Here is a 15,250-nt window from a genome sequence, read left to right on the forward strand (position 1 = left end):
CGCCTCGCTACTCGTTACTCCGGAGGCCACCTTGAAGCTCGGATCGCTCGTCGGTGGATCTGCGGCCGTGATCGGGCCGGAGGCCACCCTCGCCGACGCCGCCGAAGTGCTGGTCGACGGCGGGTTGGGCAGCCTCGGCGTGGTGTCGGATCGAAACCTGGTCGGCATCATCACCGAACGCGACCTGGTCCGAGCTATCGCCGATGGCGCCGACCCTGAAGACGAGGTCGTGTCGAAGTGGATGGCGGACGCTCCGGACACCTTCTCGCCGGATGTCGAGGTCGAGGAGGCGGCTGCGTGGCTCCTCGAAGTTGGCTACCGGCACATGCCGGTGATGGCCGACGGAGAGCTGCTCGGCATCGTGAGTATCCGCGACATCCTGTGGGCGATCGTCGGGGGACCCGCCGCCGAGTAGCCGCTCAGAGGTGAGGGCTGATCCGCCGGTTGATCGCGTCCATGATGGCCCGCGCCGCCGCCAGGCGCGGATCCCGGTCTCGCTCGAGGAGGCCACCGAGGTAGAGGTTCGGCTTGACCATCCCTATCGTCTCCCTGTGCCCTATCGCACCATCATCGAGCCGTTCAAGATCCACAGCGTTCAGCCGATCGCCTTCCCGAGCCTCGACGAACGCCAGGCCGCGCTGGCTCGGGCCGGGTACAACCTGTTCGGGCTGCGTGCTGACGAGGTGACCATCGATCTGCTCACGGACTCGGGCACCGGGGCCATGTCGGCGGAGCAGTGGGCGGGCATGATGGTCGGCGACGAGGCGTACGCCGGAAGCCGCTCGTATGAGCGCTTCGCGTCGACGGTGACCTCCCTGACCGGTCTCCCCGAGGTGATTCCCGTCCACCAGGGACGCGCCGCCGAGTGGATCCTGTTCTCAGTGATGACCGAGCCCGGCCACATCGTGCCGAGCAACACCCACTTCGACACGACGCGAGCCAACGTCGAGTATCAGGGGGCCGAGGCGCGCGATCTGGTGATCCCCGAGGGCCGCGATCTGCAGAGCGACCATCCGTTCAAGGGCAACCTCGACGTCGACGCGCTCGAGAGCCTGATCGGCGAGGTGGGGGCCGAGCGCATCCCGCTGGTGATGGTGACGGTGACCAACAATTCCGGCGGTGGACAGCCGGTGTCGCTGGAGAACCTACGCGACGCCCGGGCGCTGTGCGACCGTCACGGTCTACCGCTGTTCATGGATGCCGCCCGCTTCGCCGAGAACGCCTGGTTCATCAAGCTACGGGAGCCCGGACATGCCGATCGCACGCCGCGTGATATCGCCACCGAGATGTTCTCGCTGGTCGATGGCGTCACGTTCTCGGCCAAGAAAGACGCCATCGCCAACATCGGCGGGTTCCTGGCGATGCGGGACGCCGGGCTCGCCGCCCAATGTCGCAACCTGCTCATCCTCACCGAGGGATTCCCCACCTACGGAGGCCTGGCGGGTCGCGACCTCGAGGCGATCGCCCAGGGTCTCGACGAGGTGCTCGACGAGCGGTATCTCCAGTATCGGATTCGCAGCACCGAGTACCTGGCTGAGAAGGTTCGCGACGCCGGCATCCCGGTGGTGTGGCCGCCGGGCGGTCACGCGGTTTACCTCGATGCCAGGGCCCTGTTGCCGCACATCCCCCAGACGGAGTACCCGGCGCAGTCGCTCGCCGTCGAGCTCTATCGAGAGGGTGGGGTTCGCGGGGTCGAGATCGGTTCGGTCATGTTCGCCACCCGCCATGCCGACGGCACCGAGACACCGGCGGCCATGGAACTCGTCCGGCTCGCCGTCCCCCGCCGGACCTACACGCAGAGCCATATCGACTACGTGGGGGAAGTGGTCGTCGCCGTGGCGGAACACGCCCCGACGCTGCGCGGATACCGCATCATCGAGCAGGCTCCCTGGCTGCGGCACTTCACGGCCAGGTTCGAGCAGATGGAGTAGCTATTGGCTTTTGGCTATTGGGGGCTAGGGGGGCGGGCGCCGTCGTTGCCGGTTGGCGGGTGTTCAAACAAGCTCTCGACCGGAAGCCGAAGAGTGCGCCGGAACGCTGCGAGGCGGTCCATTTCGACCTGTTGAACCTGACCATCGGCCAACGGGTATCAGGGCGATGCAACACCTACCGCTGCGCATCCTGCGGGCCACGAAAGACCTTCCGGTATGAGCAGGCCGCCGCAGGGGCGCAGCCCGAACGATTCACCACACCAACACCCAGGGTGTGGCAGATTCGCAGTTCACCTGGGGATCATCCACCTGGTTGCCGGTGGCAGGAGCATTCGGCCTCGACGACTAGCGGGCCCTTGCTTCTGGTTCCGGGATATCCAGGCGCGCTCATCGCGGGTGGCCGTCGGCTAGGCTTTGGGCACCTCTCGATGTCTGTCAGAATTCAACAAGGGTGGCGCGCTGTGTTTGGTCGTGCTCGCTGCAGGGCAAGCCTCGTAGCCCTGATGCTGGTTGCAGGGGTGTTCATCGTGGCTCCGGCGGCGGCGGTGATCTCGTTTGGGCCGACCAACTGGGCGGCGGCAGCGATGACTATGGCAGGGGGGTGGCGGTGGATGGGTCGGGCAACGTGTATACCACGGGCTACTTCTTTGGGACGGCGGATTTCGATCCCGGTGCCGGCACGCTCAATCTGACCTCGGCTGGCAGTGGCGACGTGTTTGTCTCCAAGTTGGATTCCGCCGGCAACCTGGTGTGGGCCCGCCAACTGGGCGGCGGCCTCGACGACATTGGCCAAGGGGTGGCGGTGGATGGGTCGGGCAACGTCTATACCACCGGTCACTTCTCGGGGACGGCGGATTTCGATCCCGGTGCCGGCACGCTCAATCTGACCTCGGCGGGCGCTAGCGACGTGTTCGTGGTGAAGTTGGGCGACACGACAGATCCGGTGGTGACGCCTCCTTCTGATGTGGTGGAGGAGGCGACGGGTCCTTCTGGTGCGGTGGTGAGCTTCGGGTCGGGTTCTGCCACCGACAATGTTGGAGTGACTTCGGGTCCGACGTGTGTTCCGCCTTCAGGTTCGTTGTTTCCGATCGGGGTGACGACGGTGACGTGTTCGGCGTCGGACGCGGCGGGGAATGTGGGTTCGGCGTCGTTCACGGTGACGGTGATTCGAGCATCTACGGTGGGTTTGGTGGATCCGGCGCAGGGCCTGTGGTATCTGCGGAACGGTGCCGGTGCGGTGACGTCGTTCTACTTTGGCAACCCGGGGGATTTCCCGATTGTGGGGGATTGGGATTGTGATGGGGATGACACCCCAGGGATGTACCGCCAGTCCGACGGGTTTGTCTACCTGCGCAACTCCAACACCCAGGGGATTGCCGATATCCGGTTCTTTTTGGGGAACCCCGGAGGCCTCCCCATCGTCGGAGACTTCAACGCAGATGGCTGTGACACGGTTTCGATCTACCGGCCGTCGGAGGGCCGCTTTTTCATCATCAACGCCCTCGGCCAAAACGACGGGGGCTTGGGTGCCGCCGAGTTCTCCTACTACTTCGGTAACCCCGGCGACAAGCCGTTTGTGGGTGATTTCAACGGTGACGGGACAGAGACCGTCGGGTTGCATCGCGAGTCCACCGGACTGGTGTATTTCCGCAACACCCACACCCAGGGTGTCGCCGACTCCCAGTTCATCTTCGGGGATCCCGGTGACCGGCTGATCGCCGGAGACTGGGGGATCGTCGATGGGGTGGACACCCCGGCGGTGTTCCGACCCTCGACGACGACCTTCTACTTCCGGCACACCAACACCCAGGGCAACGCCGACTCGCAGTTCACCTGGGGATCAACCACCTGGCTGCCGGTAGCAGGAGCATTCGGTCTCTGACCCTCCGGTCACGAGCTTCGGCGGGGCGCAATGCCCGTAGAAGGTTGGGGTGTTCGACCTCGATGTGACGTCATGCGTTCGATCCTGTGGATACCCCGGGAGCAGCCGACACCCCACCACTCGGAACCCGCTGCGGCGACGCCCCGCGGACTCGCCGTTGGGGCTCCTGGCCCGCACTGCGATTGCTCGGGGCTTGACCGCCCCGGCTTCAGGTCGAACGATCTCCCGAGAGACTCGCAGCCCCGGGTTCAGTCTCAAGGGTTGGTTGTCAGGGACAGCGCTCGCAGGGCTGCCCAGTGGCGCCGGTGCGGTGTGTGCTCACCATTCCGGATCTTGTACGCGTAGTGGATCGAGAGTCCGGTTGCCGCCGCTATGGGCGCTGCCGACACAGTGCGGACCGTTGGGTAGATCGTGTTCGACGATCATCAGCTCCGAGCTGGTCGCGGCATCTTTGAGTTCTTGTTGGTGGCGGTCGAGGATGCCGGCGTGTCCGAGTCGTTCAGCGACGACGGCTTGTCCGTTGATCTTCTGGCTGAGGAGTTGGCGGGCGATGGTGAGGCCGGTCCCGTTGGTGTCGGTGTAGGCCTGGGCTCAGCGGCTTCCTGACGGCGCACGGGGCCGGGCGGTGCTTTATCGTGTGGACCTACATCGATCCGACGGGAGGGACATGAGTGCCGCCGACTTCCTGAAGAAGACCGCCCTCTTCGGTGGGCTCACCGACGCCGACGTGGACAACGTGCTGCGGACCGCCAAGGAACGCAGCTTCCCGGAAGGTGATCTGGTGATCGAGGAAGGTGCCACCGGGCGCGGCTTCTACCTCATCTTGTCGGGTACCGCTCAGGCGCGCAAAGGCGAGACGGTGCTGGCCGACTTCGGGCCGGGTGGCTACTTCGGCGAAATGGCGGTCCTTCTCGAGGACACGCCGCGGACCGCCGATGTCGTCGCCACCAGCGACCTGACCTGTCTCGTGATCACTTCCTGGGATCTCCGAGCCTTCCTCACCACGCATCCGGACGTCGGGGCGCGGATGATGGGTGAGTTGCTCCGGCGTCTCCGCGACACCGACGCACTCCTGCTGGACTGACACCAGCGTGAGCGAGGATGCCTCAGCATCGTTGATCGTCGCCGGATGCCGCGGTTCCATCGGGGTCTCCGGCGAGCAGTACCGCCGGTACGGGGGGAACACGACCAGCCTGTACACCATGGTGGAACCCGATCACTATCTGGTGGTGGACGGGGGGACCGGGCTCCGTCGCCTGCAGCACTCGCTGACACCGGGCCCGAAGCGTTTCACGCTGCTGCTCACGCACTACCACTGGGATCACATCCAGGGGCTCCCCATGTTCGCTCCGTTCTTCGAAGCGGCCAACGAGTTCGTGGTGTACGGCATGGACTACGAGGGTTCGGGCCCGCAGGAGATCATCGACGGCATCATCTGCCCACCCTGGTGGCCGATCACTCTGGCCAAGGCGACCGCTCGGGTCGAGTATCGGACCATCGAAAGGTCGATCACCGTCGGCTCGGTGGTCGTCGACCCGATCGACCTCACTCACCCTCAGGATTCGATCGGATTCCGGCTCACCAAGGACCGGTCCATCGTCATCGCCACCGACCATGAGGCTGGCGATCCTGCGGTGGACGGCCGTCTGGTCGAGGCGGCGCGGGGGGCGCAGGTACTCATCCATGACGCGCAGTACACCCCCGACGAGTACCGGGCCATGCGGGTTGGGTGGGGGCACAGCGACTGGGAGAGTGCTACCAGGGCCGCACGGGAGGCCGGTGTCGAGCGTCTGATCCTCACCAGCCACGATCCCGATCGTTCCGACGACGGCATCGATGCCATCCGAGCCGCGGCTCGGACTCGCTTCCCGCGTACCGACGCCGCCTTCGAGGGGATGTCGATCCCGTTCTGAGAGGGCGCGGCAATAGGTCGCGTGTCCAATGAGGTTTCTGCTTGCCACAAGCAGAAACCTCATCCCGGAGCGAGCCATTGCCGCGCCCTCTGATCGCTACTCGTCGGGCGGGAGCCACCGCGGGTCGAACAGGCTCAGCGAGTTCCACAGCAGCCACCCGCCGCCGTTCTCCTCTGCGGCGCGGATGCTCTCCAGGACCTGCGCTGGCGACCAGGAAAACCCTTGGAGCCACGGCCGCATCAGGGTCCCGCCGACATTGCGCAGCGACGCCGATTCGAGTGCCTCGGACACCACCGTGTACGGGTGGTCGTTTGGTTCATCGAGGTTGAGCCACCCCCGTCCGTAGTGGCTCGGATACAGCATGCCGCTGAGGGCGTCTGCCGACATCGACAGCTCCTCGACCCGCTGCCCGATCCCCTGGTCGTCGGGCACCGACAGGATGATGCCGAAGATGTCGGCAGACACGGCACACCCTTCGGCATGGAGTCGCTGACGCGCCTCGGCGAGGAAGTCGGAGATCGTCTGGACCCGCACCTCCTGGGAAACCGCGCTGATCGAATACTCGGCGACGGTGGTGTTGCCGTCGGTAGGGAACCGGACGTAGTCGAACTGGATCTCGTCGAAGCCCATCCGGCACGCCTCGACGGCGATGGAGAGCGGGTACTCCCAGGCGTCACGATTGGTGGGATCCAGCCAGGTCAGTCCCTTGACGTTGCGCCACACCTCACCGGTCTCGGAGTTGTGGATCGCCCACTCGGGCCGGGCGGGTGCGGCCCAGTAGTCCTGGAAGGTGACCACTCGGGTGATGGTGTACAGCCCTCGGCGGTGGGACTCGGCGATGGCGTATTCGGCGTCGTAGTGGGCGGTCATGGCGCCGAACTCCCGCGCCAGTTCGTGGTCCATGGCGTAGACCACCTGGCCGTCCTCGATCTTGGTGTCGAAGACGAGGGTGTTGATGACCGTGCCCTCGATCAGGCCGAAGATCCAGTCGAGATCGGCACCGGTGTGGACCCGGATGCCCCGGACGACGAAGGGCGCGATCGGGACGTCGAACCGCCCCGGGTCACCGTCCCAGTACGCCTCGGTGTCCTCCCAGGCTATCTTCGAGATCTCGAGCGTGCCCGGTTCCACTCCTGACAGTTCGAACGAGCCGAAGTCGCCGGTGATCGCCGTCCGGTCGCCCAGGGTGACATTGGCTCCGAGCAGCCCGACACCGCGAGGGCCGACCACCCTCCCCTGCAAGACCCGCGGGTTCACCATCAGGGTCAGCCCGGACTGCCGCGGCAGCTCGCCGACCTCGTAGGTGGCCGGGTGGTACCCGCTGGCGGCGACGAAGAGGCGCTCCGGGGCTTCGAAGGCGATGGCGGCACCCCCGTTCTCGTCGGTGGTCACCGTGCGGCCGCCCTCGTTGGTGACCGTTGCGCCGACGACCGGTTGGCCGGTGCGTTCGTCGACGATCAGGAGATGCACCGGGTCGCCGCTGATGAGGCTGGTGACGAGGATCCAGAGGCCGATGATCACGATCGCGCCGGTGGCGAAGGCGGTGCCCTTCAGAAGTAGCGCGGCGATGTTCCGACGACGGCGGGGTCGTCGGAAGCGGGTTCTGCTGCGGCGGCCGTCGAGGATCTCGAGGCCGCCGCGATCCTGACGCATGGTCCTCATGGGTCCGTTCGCGCGGGCTGGGCGCAAAGCATAGGGAGAGCGCTGCGACTCGGGAGGTGGAAGGCCGATGGGATACTTGGCCCGTGTCGCTCATCACCGACCTCGACGTGCGTGATCGTTGGCTGGCTGACGGTCGATCCGCGGTCGCCGTCACGGTCATCGCGGTGGGCGGCACCGTACCGCGACCGGCCGGCTCCCGGATGCTGATCGCCTCGGACGGGGAGATCGTCGGATCGGTGAGCGCTGGCTGTGTGGAGTCGGAAGTGGTCATTCACGCCGCCGAGGTTCTGGCGAGCGGCGAGCCGCAGGTCCGTTCTTACGGGATCAGCGACGAGGCGGCGTTCCAGGTCGGCCTCGCCTGTGGCGGGACGATCCGGGTGCTCATCGAGCCATGGTGAGCGCACTCGACGCGGCTCGTCAGATCGTCGCCGCCGGCAGGACCGGCGCGCTGGTGACCGTGCTGAGCGGCCCGCACCGCTGGGAACGCCTCGTCGTCGACGGAGACGGACAAGCCATCGCCGACCCGCACGGCGTGATCGACGATGGCGCGGCCGCCATCCTGACCGGGGTCATCGGGCGCGAGGCGACGGGCGTGGTCGAGCTCGGGAACACCGAGGTGTTCGTCGAGGTGATAGGACCCGGTCCGACCCTCGTGATCTGCGGGGCAGGCCCGATCGCCGAGGCTCTGTCCGCGATGGCCACGCCCGCCGGGTTCACCGTGGACGTGATCGACCCGCGCCGGGCTTTCGTGCGACCCGAGCGGTTCCCGATGGCTCGATCGGTACGACAGGGGTGGCCGGACCAGATCCTCGCCCTCGACGCGCTCGATTCGCGCACCTACGTCGTGTCACTGCTCCACGAGGCTCGCTTCGAAGCCGACCTGTTCCCGCTGTTGCTCAGCTCGTCGGTTCGCTACATCGGGGCACTGGGCTCGCGCAGGACGCACGCCGCCCGACTCGACCGGCTCAGGAGCGAAGGTTTCGAGGAGACAGACCTCGAGCGCATCCACGGCCCGGTCGGCCTCGACATCGGGGCGGAGACGCCCGAAGAAATCGCGGTGTCGATCCTTGCCGAGATGGTGGTGACCCGCAGGGGGGCCGATCGGCTCAGAGCGCGCGCAAATAGGTCGCGGGTCAAATGAGGTTTCTGCTTGTGGCAAGCAGAAACCTCATCCCGGGGCGAGCCTATTTGCGCGCGCTCTCAGCGGCTGGCGACGATGAAGATCCGGCGGAACGGGAAAAGGGTGGTGCCGTCCGGCCGACGGGGATAGGCGGAGCGCACTCGCTCGGCGTATTCGCTCAGGAACGCCGGTCCGTCCTCGCCGAGGACCTCCAGGTGGGGCCGGGCCGCGGTGCCCGACACCCACCGCGGCACCGGGTCGTCCCCGGTGAGCAGATGGATGTACTCGGTCTCCCACAGGTCGATCCGGTAGGCTACCGGGGCCAGGGCGTCGTAGTACTCCTCGGGATCCGCCACCGGCCGCTCTCGCCGAAGGTGTCCGACACGGTCACGCCATCGGGGGCTCGCCGCCGTCTCGGCGAGGATGGTGTGCGACGGGGCGTCGAAGTTGCGGGGCATCTGCACAGCGAGCACGGCGGTTCCGGCCATGAGGCGTGGGAGCAGCGTCGTGTGTCCGTCGACCCACTGCAGCACCGCGTTGCACACGGCCACGTCGGCGGTCTCCGGCGGCTCCCAGTCGGTGATGTCGCCCGAGACCCAGCGGACATCGGTTCGCTGACGGGCGACCTCGAGCATCTCCGCCGACGAGTCCAGCCCGGTGATGTCGGCATGGGGCCAGCGTTCGGCGAGGAGCGCCGTGACCAGTCCCGTGCCGCAGCCGAGGTCCCAGACGCTCCCCGGTGAGTCGACGGGGATGCGGGCGAGGAGGTCGACCGCCGGTCGCAGGCGATCGTGGGTGAACTCGAGGTACCGGTCCGGATCCCATCTCACGCGGAGCCTACGTGACCTGCGGGCCGCACGCCGCGGCCGGGCTCATCGGCGTGCCGAGGCCAGGAGGAACACGCCAGCCAGGAGCGCAGCGGTCGGTCCGAGCCCGATCAGCGAGATCGTGTCGGAGACACTGCCACCTATGCCCTGGTACACCTGGCTGACGAAGAAAATGGGCATCGCCAGGATGGCCAGCCCGAGAGGGAGATGGGCGAGTCGGGCGCGGGGGAGGGCGATGAGTGCAGCGGCGAGAGCCGCCGCCCCGAGAAGCACCCAGGCGATGGCGGGTTGCGCAGCGGTCGCCACGTCCCACAGGAAGGCGAAGGGGATCTCGAAGGCATCGAGGTCGCCTCCACCGTCGCGGAGCCAGGGCAGGGCTACCGCAGCCCCGATCGAGAGGATTCCCAGCAGCGGGAGGACGAACCGCCGGAGCGTCGACGGGGTTCGCTCGTCGGACACCCTCGACGCGGCGGGGGTGGCGCCGCGTCGGTCCAGCATCACCAGGCGTCGGTTGTCCACCCAGCCGGACCAGCCGTTGTCGCCGACGACGCGGGCCCAGTCACCTCGCGTCTCGGCCACCACGAGCTCCACCCGCGGTTCCAGGTGCACGTCGGCGGGTGCCCTCCCGTCCGGTCGCGGCCATGCCGGGAGGCCACCGCGGGGCACAACGTGAGTCGGCGCCCATACCCGCTCCAGGACACGGGTGTGCTCGGCTTCGGGCTCCGGTTCGTCGTCAACGACCTGGGTAGCGTCCGGATCGGCGGCATCGGTGTCAAACTGTGACACCGGCGGTGCGAACGGTGAGGCACCGGCCTCGGGCACCGCCACGGCCGGGGCGTCGGCGGTGGTTGCTGGTGAGGGGGCGAGTGCGGTCTCGGCGAGTCCGGCGATGGCATAGACCCCGCCGAGCACCGAGTGCTTGGACAGTCGGTCGGCAGCGATCCGCGCGGTGAGGGTGGCGGTCAAGACGCCGTCTTCGAATCGGACGTCGGTGGCGACCCCGGGAACCGGTTCGGCGAGCGCCGCCACGATTCCGTCAACGCGGTCGGCCGGCGCCTCGGGTTCGATCATTCGATGGGTCAGCAGCAGGTCGCCGTCGCTCTCGGCCACATCGATGCCGACGGGCCGGTCGCCGACGACCGTGATCTCGCCGTCCGCGATGGAGCGGACATCGGGGTTCGCATCGAACCACGGACGCACGCGTTGCAGGACGCCTTCGTGTTCTGTCGTCACCACCGCAACGCTACTCGCACCGGGGAGGTTCGGGCAGCACCGACCGGTAGGGTTCACCCGTTCCGACACGAGAAGGGGAGGGCGGGTGATCGAGCGCCCGGCGTTCACCGTAGGCATCGAGGAGGAGTACCTGCTCGTCGACCCGGACACCCGCGACCTCGTGGGTAATCCGGGTGGCTCCTTCATGGCCGAGTGCGCCGAGCTCCTCGGTCCTCGGGTGAGCCCGGAGCTCCTCAAGGCTCAGGTCGAAGTCGTGACCAGCCCGGCGGCGGACATCGGCGGTGCCGGAGCCGAGTTGCGGTCGCTGCGGTCATCGGTGTGCGATATCGCCGAGCGTTACGGGTTCAGGGTGATCGCCGCATCGACCCACCCGTTCGCCCACTGGGAGGCACAAGAGATCACCGACACGGAGCGGTATCTGATGCTCGCCCAGGACCTCCAGGGCGTGGTGCGTCGGCTCATGATCTGCGGGATGCACGTGCACGTCGGGATCGAGGACCCGGATCTGCGGCTCGACCTGATGAACCAGGTGGTCTACTTCCTGCCCCACCTGCTCGCCATGAGCACCTCTTCACCGTTCTGGGACGGCGGCGACACCGGCCTCAAGTCGTATCGGATGGCCGTGTTCTACTCGATGCCTCGCACCGGGCTGCCCGAGCCGTTCTCCTCATGGGCCGAGTACGAGCGTCACGTCGCCGTGCTGCGCGACGCCGGTGTCATCGAGGATGCGTCCCGACTCTGGTGGGACGTTCGGCCCTCGGCCCGCTACCCGACCATCGAGATGCGCATCTCCGACGTGTGCACCCGCGTCGACGACGGTCTCGCCGTCGCCGCCGTGTTCCAGTCGCTCCTCGGGATGCTGTTCCGGCGCCGCCAGCAGAACCAGCGGTGGCGCACCTACGCGACGATGCTCATCCGCGAGAACGTGTGGCGGGCCCAGCGCTACGGGGTCGAGGCGACACTGATGGACTTTGGTCGCGGGGTTCTCGTTCCTTACCCCGACCTGGTCGACGAGATCGTCGAGCTGGTCCGTACTGACGCCGAGGAGTTGGGCTGCCTCGACCACGTGCTGCGGGCGCCGGGGATCGCCGCCGAAGGCACCAGCGCTGATCGTCAACTCGCCGCCTATCGGGCCGTCGTCGACGCAGGCGGCTCCGTCCACGAAGGCCTAGTCGCCGTGGTCGACGAGCTGATAGTGGATACGAAGGTAGGACTTTGACGGCTACCAGCTCCCGGCCACCAGCTACCAGCCAGACCAACCCGGGGCGAGTCCGGCTGGTAGCTGGTAGCCGGTAGCTGATAGCTGGTCTAGCCTCTCGGTCGCTGACCACGAGGGAGTCTGTTGTGTTCGATCCCGCAGCCCGGGCGGTGGAGGCGGCGCTGGCCGGCGGTGCCGAATACGCCGATGCCCGGTTCGTCGAGAGCCGGGAAGAGCAGATCCAGGCGCAGAACGGTCGCGTCGAGAGCGTCGATCGGGGCGAGAGCCTCGGCGTCGGCGTCCGGGCCCTCATCGGCTCGTCGTGGGGCTTCTTCGCCACGCCCGATCTGAGCGACTCCGCCCTCGACGCCGCGGGTCGTCGTGCCGTCGACATCGCCCGCGCCTCGGCGGTCGCACCCGGACCGGCGATGCCCCTCGCCGACGTGCCGGTCGTGGAGGCGGAGTACGAGACGCCTCACGAGGAACCCCCCTTCGAGGTGAGCCTGTCGGAGAAGGTGGACCTCTTCACCGGTATCACCACGACCATGGCGGGGGTCGAGGGGATCCGGATCGCCACTGCTTCGTTCGGGGCCTGGGACACCCACAAGTGGTTCGTGTCGTCGCAGGGACATCGCATCCATCAGCACATCGTCGAGACCGGTGGTGGTTTCGACGCCACCGCGGTGGGCGAGGCAGAGACCCAGCGTCGCTCCTACCCGCAGTCCTTCGGGCAGTACGAGACGGGCGGGTTCGAGGTGATTCGGCGGTGGGACTTTCCGGCCCATGCCGAGCGGATCGCCGAGGAGGCCGCCGCGTTGCTCTCGGCCGATCAGTGCCCCGAGGGTGAGATGACGCTGATTCTGGAGGGGAGCCAGCTCGCCCTGCAGATCCACGAGTCGGTCGGGCACGCCATCGAACTCGACCGCATCCTGGGGTGGGAGGCGGCCTTCGCCGGGACCTCGCACCTGGAGCTTCCCAAGCTAGGGACCCACAGATATGGGTCGGAACTGATGAACATCACCGCCGACGCCACGCTGCCCGGAGCGCTGGGCACCTTCGGATTCGACGACGAGGGCACCCCGTCACAGCGCGTTCCCATCGTCGACGAGGGTCGGTGGGTGGGCGTGCTGTCGGGACGGGACTCGGCGTCGATCGCCGATCTCCCCCCGGGCGGCATGGTGCGCGCCGACGGGTACAACCGCCTCCCCATGGTCCGGATGACCAACGTCGGTCTGCTTCCGGGCTCGTCGTCGCTGGACGAGATGGTCGCCGAGACCGAGCGCGGGGTGCTCATGTCGACCAACCGCTCGTGGTCGATCGACGACAAGCGGCTCAACTTCCAGTTCGGCTGTGAGATTGGATGGCTGATCGAGAACGGCAAGCTCGGCAAGATGGTCAAGAACCCGACCTACACCGGGATCACCCCGCGCTTCTGGGCACAGCTCGACATGCTGGCCGGTGAGGACGAGTGGGTGCATTGGGGGACGCCAAACTGCGGGAAGGGTCAGCCGATGCAGGTGGCGCACACCGGGCACAGTGCCAGCCCGGGTCGATTCGCCGAGGTTCGAGTGGGGGTACGGGGATGAACGAAGCACAAGTGATCGCGGATCGGCTCATCGAGATCGTCGGCGACCGGGCCGAGGCGGAGGCGACCGTCAGCACCGGTCGCGAGGCACTCACCCGGTTCGCCAACTCGTTCATCCACCAGAACGTCGGCGAGGACGCCGTCGCCATCCGCCTGAGGGTCGCCGTGGACGGTCGGGTCGCCGCCCTGACCGGCAACCTGGTCGACGACGAGGCGCTGCAGCGGCTCGTCGACGACGCCTTGGAGGCGGCCTCCTTGCAGCCGGTCGACGCGGAGTGGGCGGGGCTCACGCCGCCAACACCGGTGAACAGCAGCGATCGGTCGGACCCGGCCACCGCTGCCGCCTCACCGGAGGACCGCGCCGAGGTGGTGCGTCAGTTCATCGCCGCCGGACCCGACTATCTGGCCGCCGGCTATTGCGACACCTCGGACCAGCAGATCGGCTTCGCCAACTCGCTGGGCCAGCGCGCCGCCGGGCGCAACACCAGGGCATCCATCGACGGGATCCACCAGACGGGGGAGAGCGCCGGTTCGGGCCATCAGACTTCCCGGTCGATCGGAGACCTCGACGGCGCTGCCACCGGTGGTCAGGCGACCAGCCTGGCGCGACAGGGCATGGGTGCGTACGACATCAAGCCCGGCCACTACGAGGTCGTCCTGTCACCCGAGTGTGTGGCGACGATCATCGTGTTCCTCACCTTTTACGGATTCAACGGCAAGGCCGTCGAGGACGGACGGTCCTTCGTCGATCTCGGTGCCGAGCAGTTCGACCCGAAGGTCACACTGGTGGACGACCCGCTGTCGGAGGATGCGCTGTGGGTTCCGTTCGATGCAGAGGGCACGCCTCGGGTCGGTCTCGACCTGATCCGCAACGGCATCACTTCAGGGGTCACCCACGATCGGCGCACGGCTGCCAAGGCGGGCGTCGAGTCGACCGGTCACGCCCACGAGGCGAGCGCAGCGTGGGGGCCGATGGCGGCCAACCTGCGCATCCAGGCGGGCGGCACGGAGTTCGAGGACATGATCTCGACCGTCGAACGGGGGCTCTACGTGACCACGTTCAACTACTGCCGGGTACTCGACCCGAAGAGCATGGTGGTGACCGGTCTGAGCCGCAACGGCACCTTCATGATCGAGCATGGGAAGATCACCGGTGCTGTCACCAACCTGCGTTTCACCCAGTCGTTCATCTCGGGCATCGGCCCGGGCAACGTGATGACCGTGGGCAACGACGTCCGGTACGCCGACTCCGAGTTCGGCGCCGGCTTCGTCCGGGCACCGTCGCTCCAGTTGGCCTCCTGGAACTTCACCGGAGGAGCGGAGGGCTAGGCGCCGTTGCCGGTTGCCCGGTTCCCGTTGCGCGGCTTCCTCTCTCCCCCCGTAGGGGGGGAGGGGGGAGGGCGATCGCGCAGCGGCCGTCTGGTGCGTACTAAGTGCTTCGGATCACTCCCTCTCGGGTCGTTGCCGCAATCGCTTCGTCTCGGCCTTTTGGCTCTTTGCTTCTAGGCGGCGTTTTCGGGACGCGAACGTGGGCCGGGTGGGGCGGCGGGTGCGGGTCGTGCGCAGCGCGTCGACGAGGAGTCCGGCCAGTCGCCGGCGCGCCAGGGCGCGGTTCTGCCATTGGGAGCGGGTGTCGTCGACGACGACGCTCACCGATCCGCCGCGAACCCGGTTTCCGAGGCGCTTGAGGAGCCGTTCGCGCAGGTCTTCGGGGACGGCACTGCTGGTCCCGGCATCCCACAGCAGTTCGACCCTGGTGTTCGCCTTGTTGGCGTGCTGGCCCCCGGGTCCCCCGGACGGCGAGAAGCGCCAGGTGAGCTCGCCGGGCGGGATCGAGAAGACGCCGCCGATATCGAGGTGATCGTTGCCGCTCATCACGGCCCATCGTACGGGAGGGGT

Annotated in this window: 15 protein-coding genes; 11 read left to right on the plus strand and 4 right to left on the minus strand. The window is 67.4% G+C overall.

Features of this window, described 5'->3' with window-relative positions:
* The first annotated feature begins 31 nt into the window (after nt 1-31).
* The 6 genes from WEA29_07230 (at nt 32) to WEA29_07255 (ending at nt 5,726) form a co-directional block, all read left to right on the plus strand.
* A complete protein-coding gene (locus WEA29_07230; GenBank protein MEX2323548.1) occupies nt 32-415 on the plus strand; it encodes a CBS domain-containing protein in 384 nt (127 codons plus the stop codon).
* Between the two features lie 136 nt (nt 416-551).
* Nucleotides 552-1,931: a tryptophanase gene (locus WEA29_07235; GenBank protein MEX2323549.1), complete on the plus strand. Its 1,380-nt coding sequence runs from the start codon at nt 552-554 to the stop codon at nt 1,929-1,931.
* Nucleotides 1,932-2,382: 451 nt separating this feature from the next.
* A complete protein-coding gene (locus tag WEA29_07240) occupies nt 2,383-3,813 on the plus strand; it encodes an SBBP repeat-containing protein (GenBank protein ID MEX2323550.1) in 1,431 nt (476 codons plus the stop codon).
* A gap of 411 nt (nt 3,814-4,224) precedes the next feature.
* Nucleotides 4,225-4,419: a hypothetical protein gene (locus tag WEA29_07245; protein ID MEX2323551.1), complete on the plus strand. Its 195-nt coding sequence runs from the start codon at nt 4,225-4,227 to the stop codon at nt 4,417-4,419.
* A gap of 61 nt (nt 4,420-4,480) precedes the next feature.
* A complete protein-coding gene (locus tag WEA29_07250) occupies nt 4,481-4,897 on the plus strand; it encodes a cyclic nucleotide-binding domain-containing protein (protein MEX2323552.1) in 417 nt (138 codons plus the stop codon).
* 7 nt (nt 4,898-4,904) lie between these two features.
* Nucleotides 4,905-5,726: an MBL fold metallo-hydrolase gene (locus WEA29_07255; GenBank protein ID MEX2323553.1), complete on the plus strand. Its 822-nt coding sequence runs from the start codon at nt 4,905-4,907 to the stop codon at nt 5,724-5,726.
* Between the two features lie 96 nt (nt 5,727-5,822).
* Here WEA29_07255 and WEA29_07260 read toward each other — a convergent pair whose 3' ends face one another.
* Complete coding sequence (locus tag WEA29_07260; GenBank protein MEX2323554.1) at nt 5,823-7,379, minus strand: putative glycoside hydrolase; 1,557 nt, start codon at nt 7,377-7,379, stop codon at nt 5,823-5,825.
* Nucleotides 7,380-7,471: 92 nt separating this feature from the next.
* Between WEA29_07260 and WEA29_07265 the strand changes: the two genes are divergently transcribed.
* Both WEA29_07265 and WEA29_07270 read left to right on the plus strand, forming a co-directional pair.
* On the plus strand, nt 7,472-7,786 hold the full coding sequence (locus tag WEA29_07265) for an XdhC family protein (protein ID MEX2323555.1): 315 nt from the start codon (nt 7,472-7,474) through the stop codon (nt 7,784-7,786).
* Nucleotides 7,783-8,529, plus strand: coding sequence for an XdhC family protein (locus WEA29_07270; protein ID MEX2323556.1), 747 nt, complete (start codon nt 7,783-7,785; stop codon nt 8,527-8,529). Before WEA29_07265 ends, WEA29_07270 begins: the two co-directional genes overlap by 4 nt.
* 59 nt (nt 8,530-8,588) lie before the next feature.
* On the opposite strand, the gene WEA29_07275 is transcribed toward WEA29_07270, so the two are convergent.
* Both WEA29_07275 and WEA29_07280 read right to left on the minus strand, forming a co-directional pair.
* The gene (locus WEA29_07275) at nt 8,589-9,338 is read right to left on the minus strand and encodes a methyltransferase domain-containing protein (protein ID MEX2323557.1); all 750 of its coding nucleotides are present in this window, start codon (nt 9,336-9,338) and stop codon (nt 8,589-8,591) included.
* A 42-nt stretch (nt 9,339-9,380) separates the two neighbouring features.
* Nucleotides 9,381-10,568 (minus strand): hypothetical protein, encoded by a 1,188-nt coding sequence (locus tag WEA29_07280; protein MEX2323558.1) that lies wholly within the window; start codon nt 10,566-10,568, stop codon nt 9,381-9,383.
* Nucleotides 10,569-10,656: 88 nt separating this feature from the next.
* On the opposite strand from WEA29_07280, the gene WEA29_07285 reads away from it, so the two are divergent.
* The 3 genes from WEA29_07285 to WEA29_07295 all read left to right on the plus strand — a co-directional run bounded on the left by WEA29_07285 (nt 10,657) and on the right by WEA29_07295 (nt 14,680).
* Entirely contained in the window at nt 10,657-11,787 is a 1,131-nt protein-coding gene (locus WEA29_07285) for a carboxylate-amine ligase (protein MEX2323559.1), read from the plus strand.
* Between the two features lie 125 nt (nt 11,788-11,912).
* Nucleotides 11,913-13,352 (plus strand): TldD/PmbA family protein, encoded by a 1,440-nt coding sequence (locus WEA29_07290; GenBank protein MEX2323560.1) that lies wholly within the window; start codon nt 11,913-11,915, stop codon nt 13,350-13,352.
* The gene (locus WEA29_07295) at nt 13,349-14,680 is read left to right on the plus strand and encodes a TldD/PmbA family protein (GenBank protein MEX2323561.1); all 1,332 of its coding nucleotides are present in this window, start codon (nt 13,349-13,351) and stop codon (nt 14,678-14,680) included. Before WEA29_07290 ends, WEA29_07295 begins: the two co-directional genes overlap by 4 nt.
* A gap of 114 nt (nt 14,681-14,794) precedes the next feature.
* Here the strand turns inward: WEA29_07295 and arfB are convergent, their stop codons facing one another.
* Nucleotides 14,795-15,226, minus strand: a complete 432-nt coding sequence (arfB, locus tag WEA29_07300) for an alternative ribosome rescue aminoacyl-tRNA hydrolase ArfB (protein ID MEX2323562.1) — start codon at nt 15,224-15,226, stop codon at nt 14,795-14,797.
* Between the last annotated feature and the right edge of the window lie 24 nt (nt 15,227-15,250).

The organism is Acidimicrobiia bacterium, assembly GCA_040902765.1.
Taxonomy (GTDB): Bacteria; Actinomycetota; Acidimicrobiia; order Spongiisociales; family UBA11373; genus DATKBG01.

Bases quoted from the DNA above. Each gene is read 5' to 3' on its own strand.
- WEA29_07250 (MEX2323552.1), top strand. From the start codon at position 4,481: ATGAGTGCCGCCGACTTCCTGAAGAAGACCGCCCTCTTCGGTGGGCTC.
- WEA29_07260 (MEX2323554.1), bottom strand. From the start codon at position 7,379: ATGCGTCAGGATCGCGGCGGCCTCGAGATCCTCGACGGCCGCCGCAGC.
- WEA29_07295 (MEX2323561.1), top strand. From the start codon at position 13,349: ATGAACGAAGCACAAGTGATCGCGGATCGGCTCATCGAGATCGTCGGC.
- arfB (MEX2323562.1), bottom strand. From the start codon at position 15,226: ATGAGCGGCAACGATCACCTCGATATCGGCGGCGTCTTCTCGATCCCG.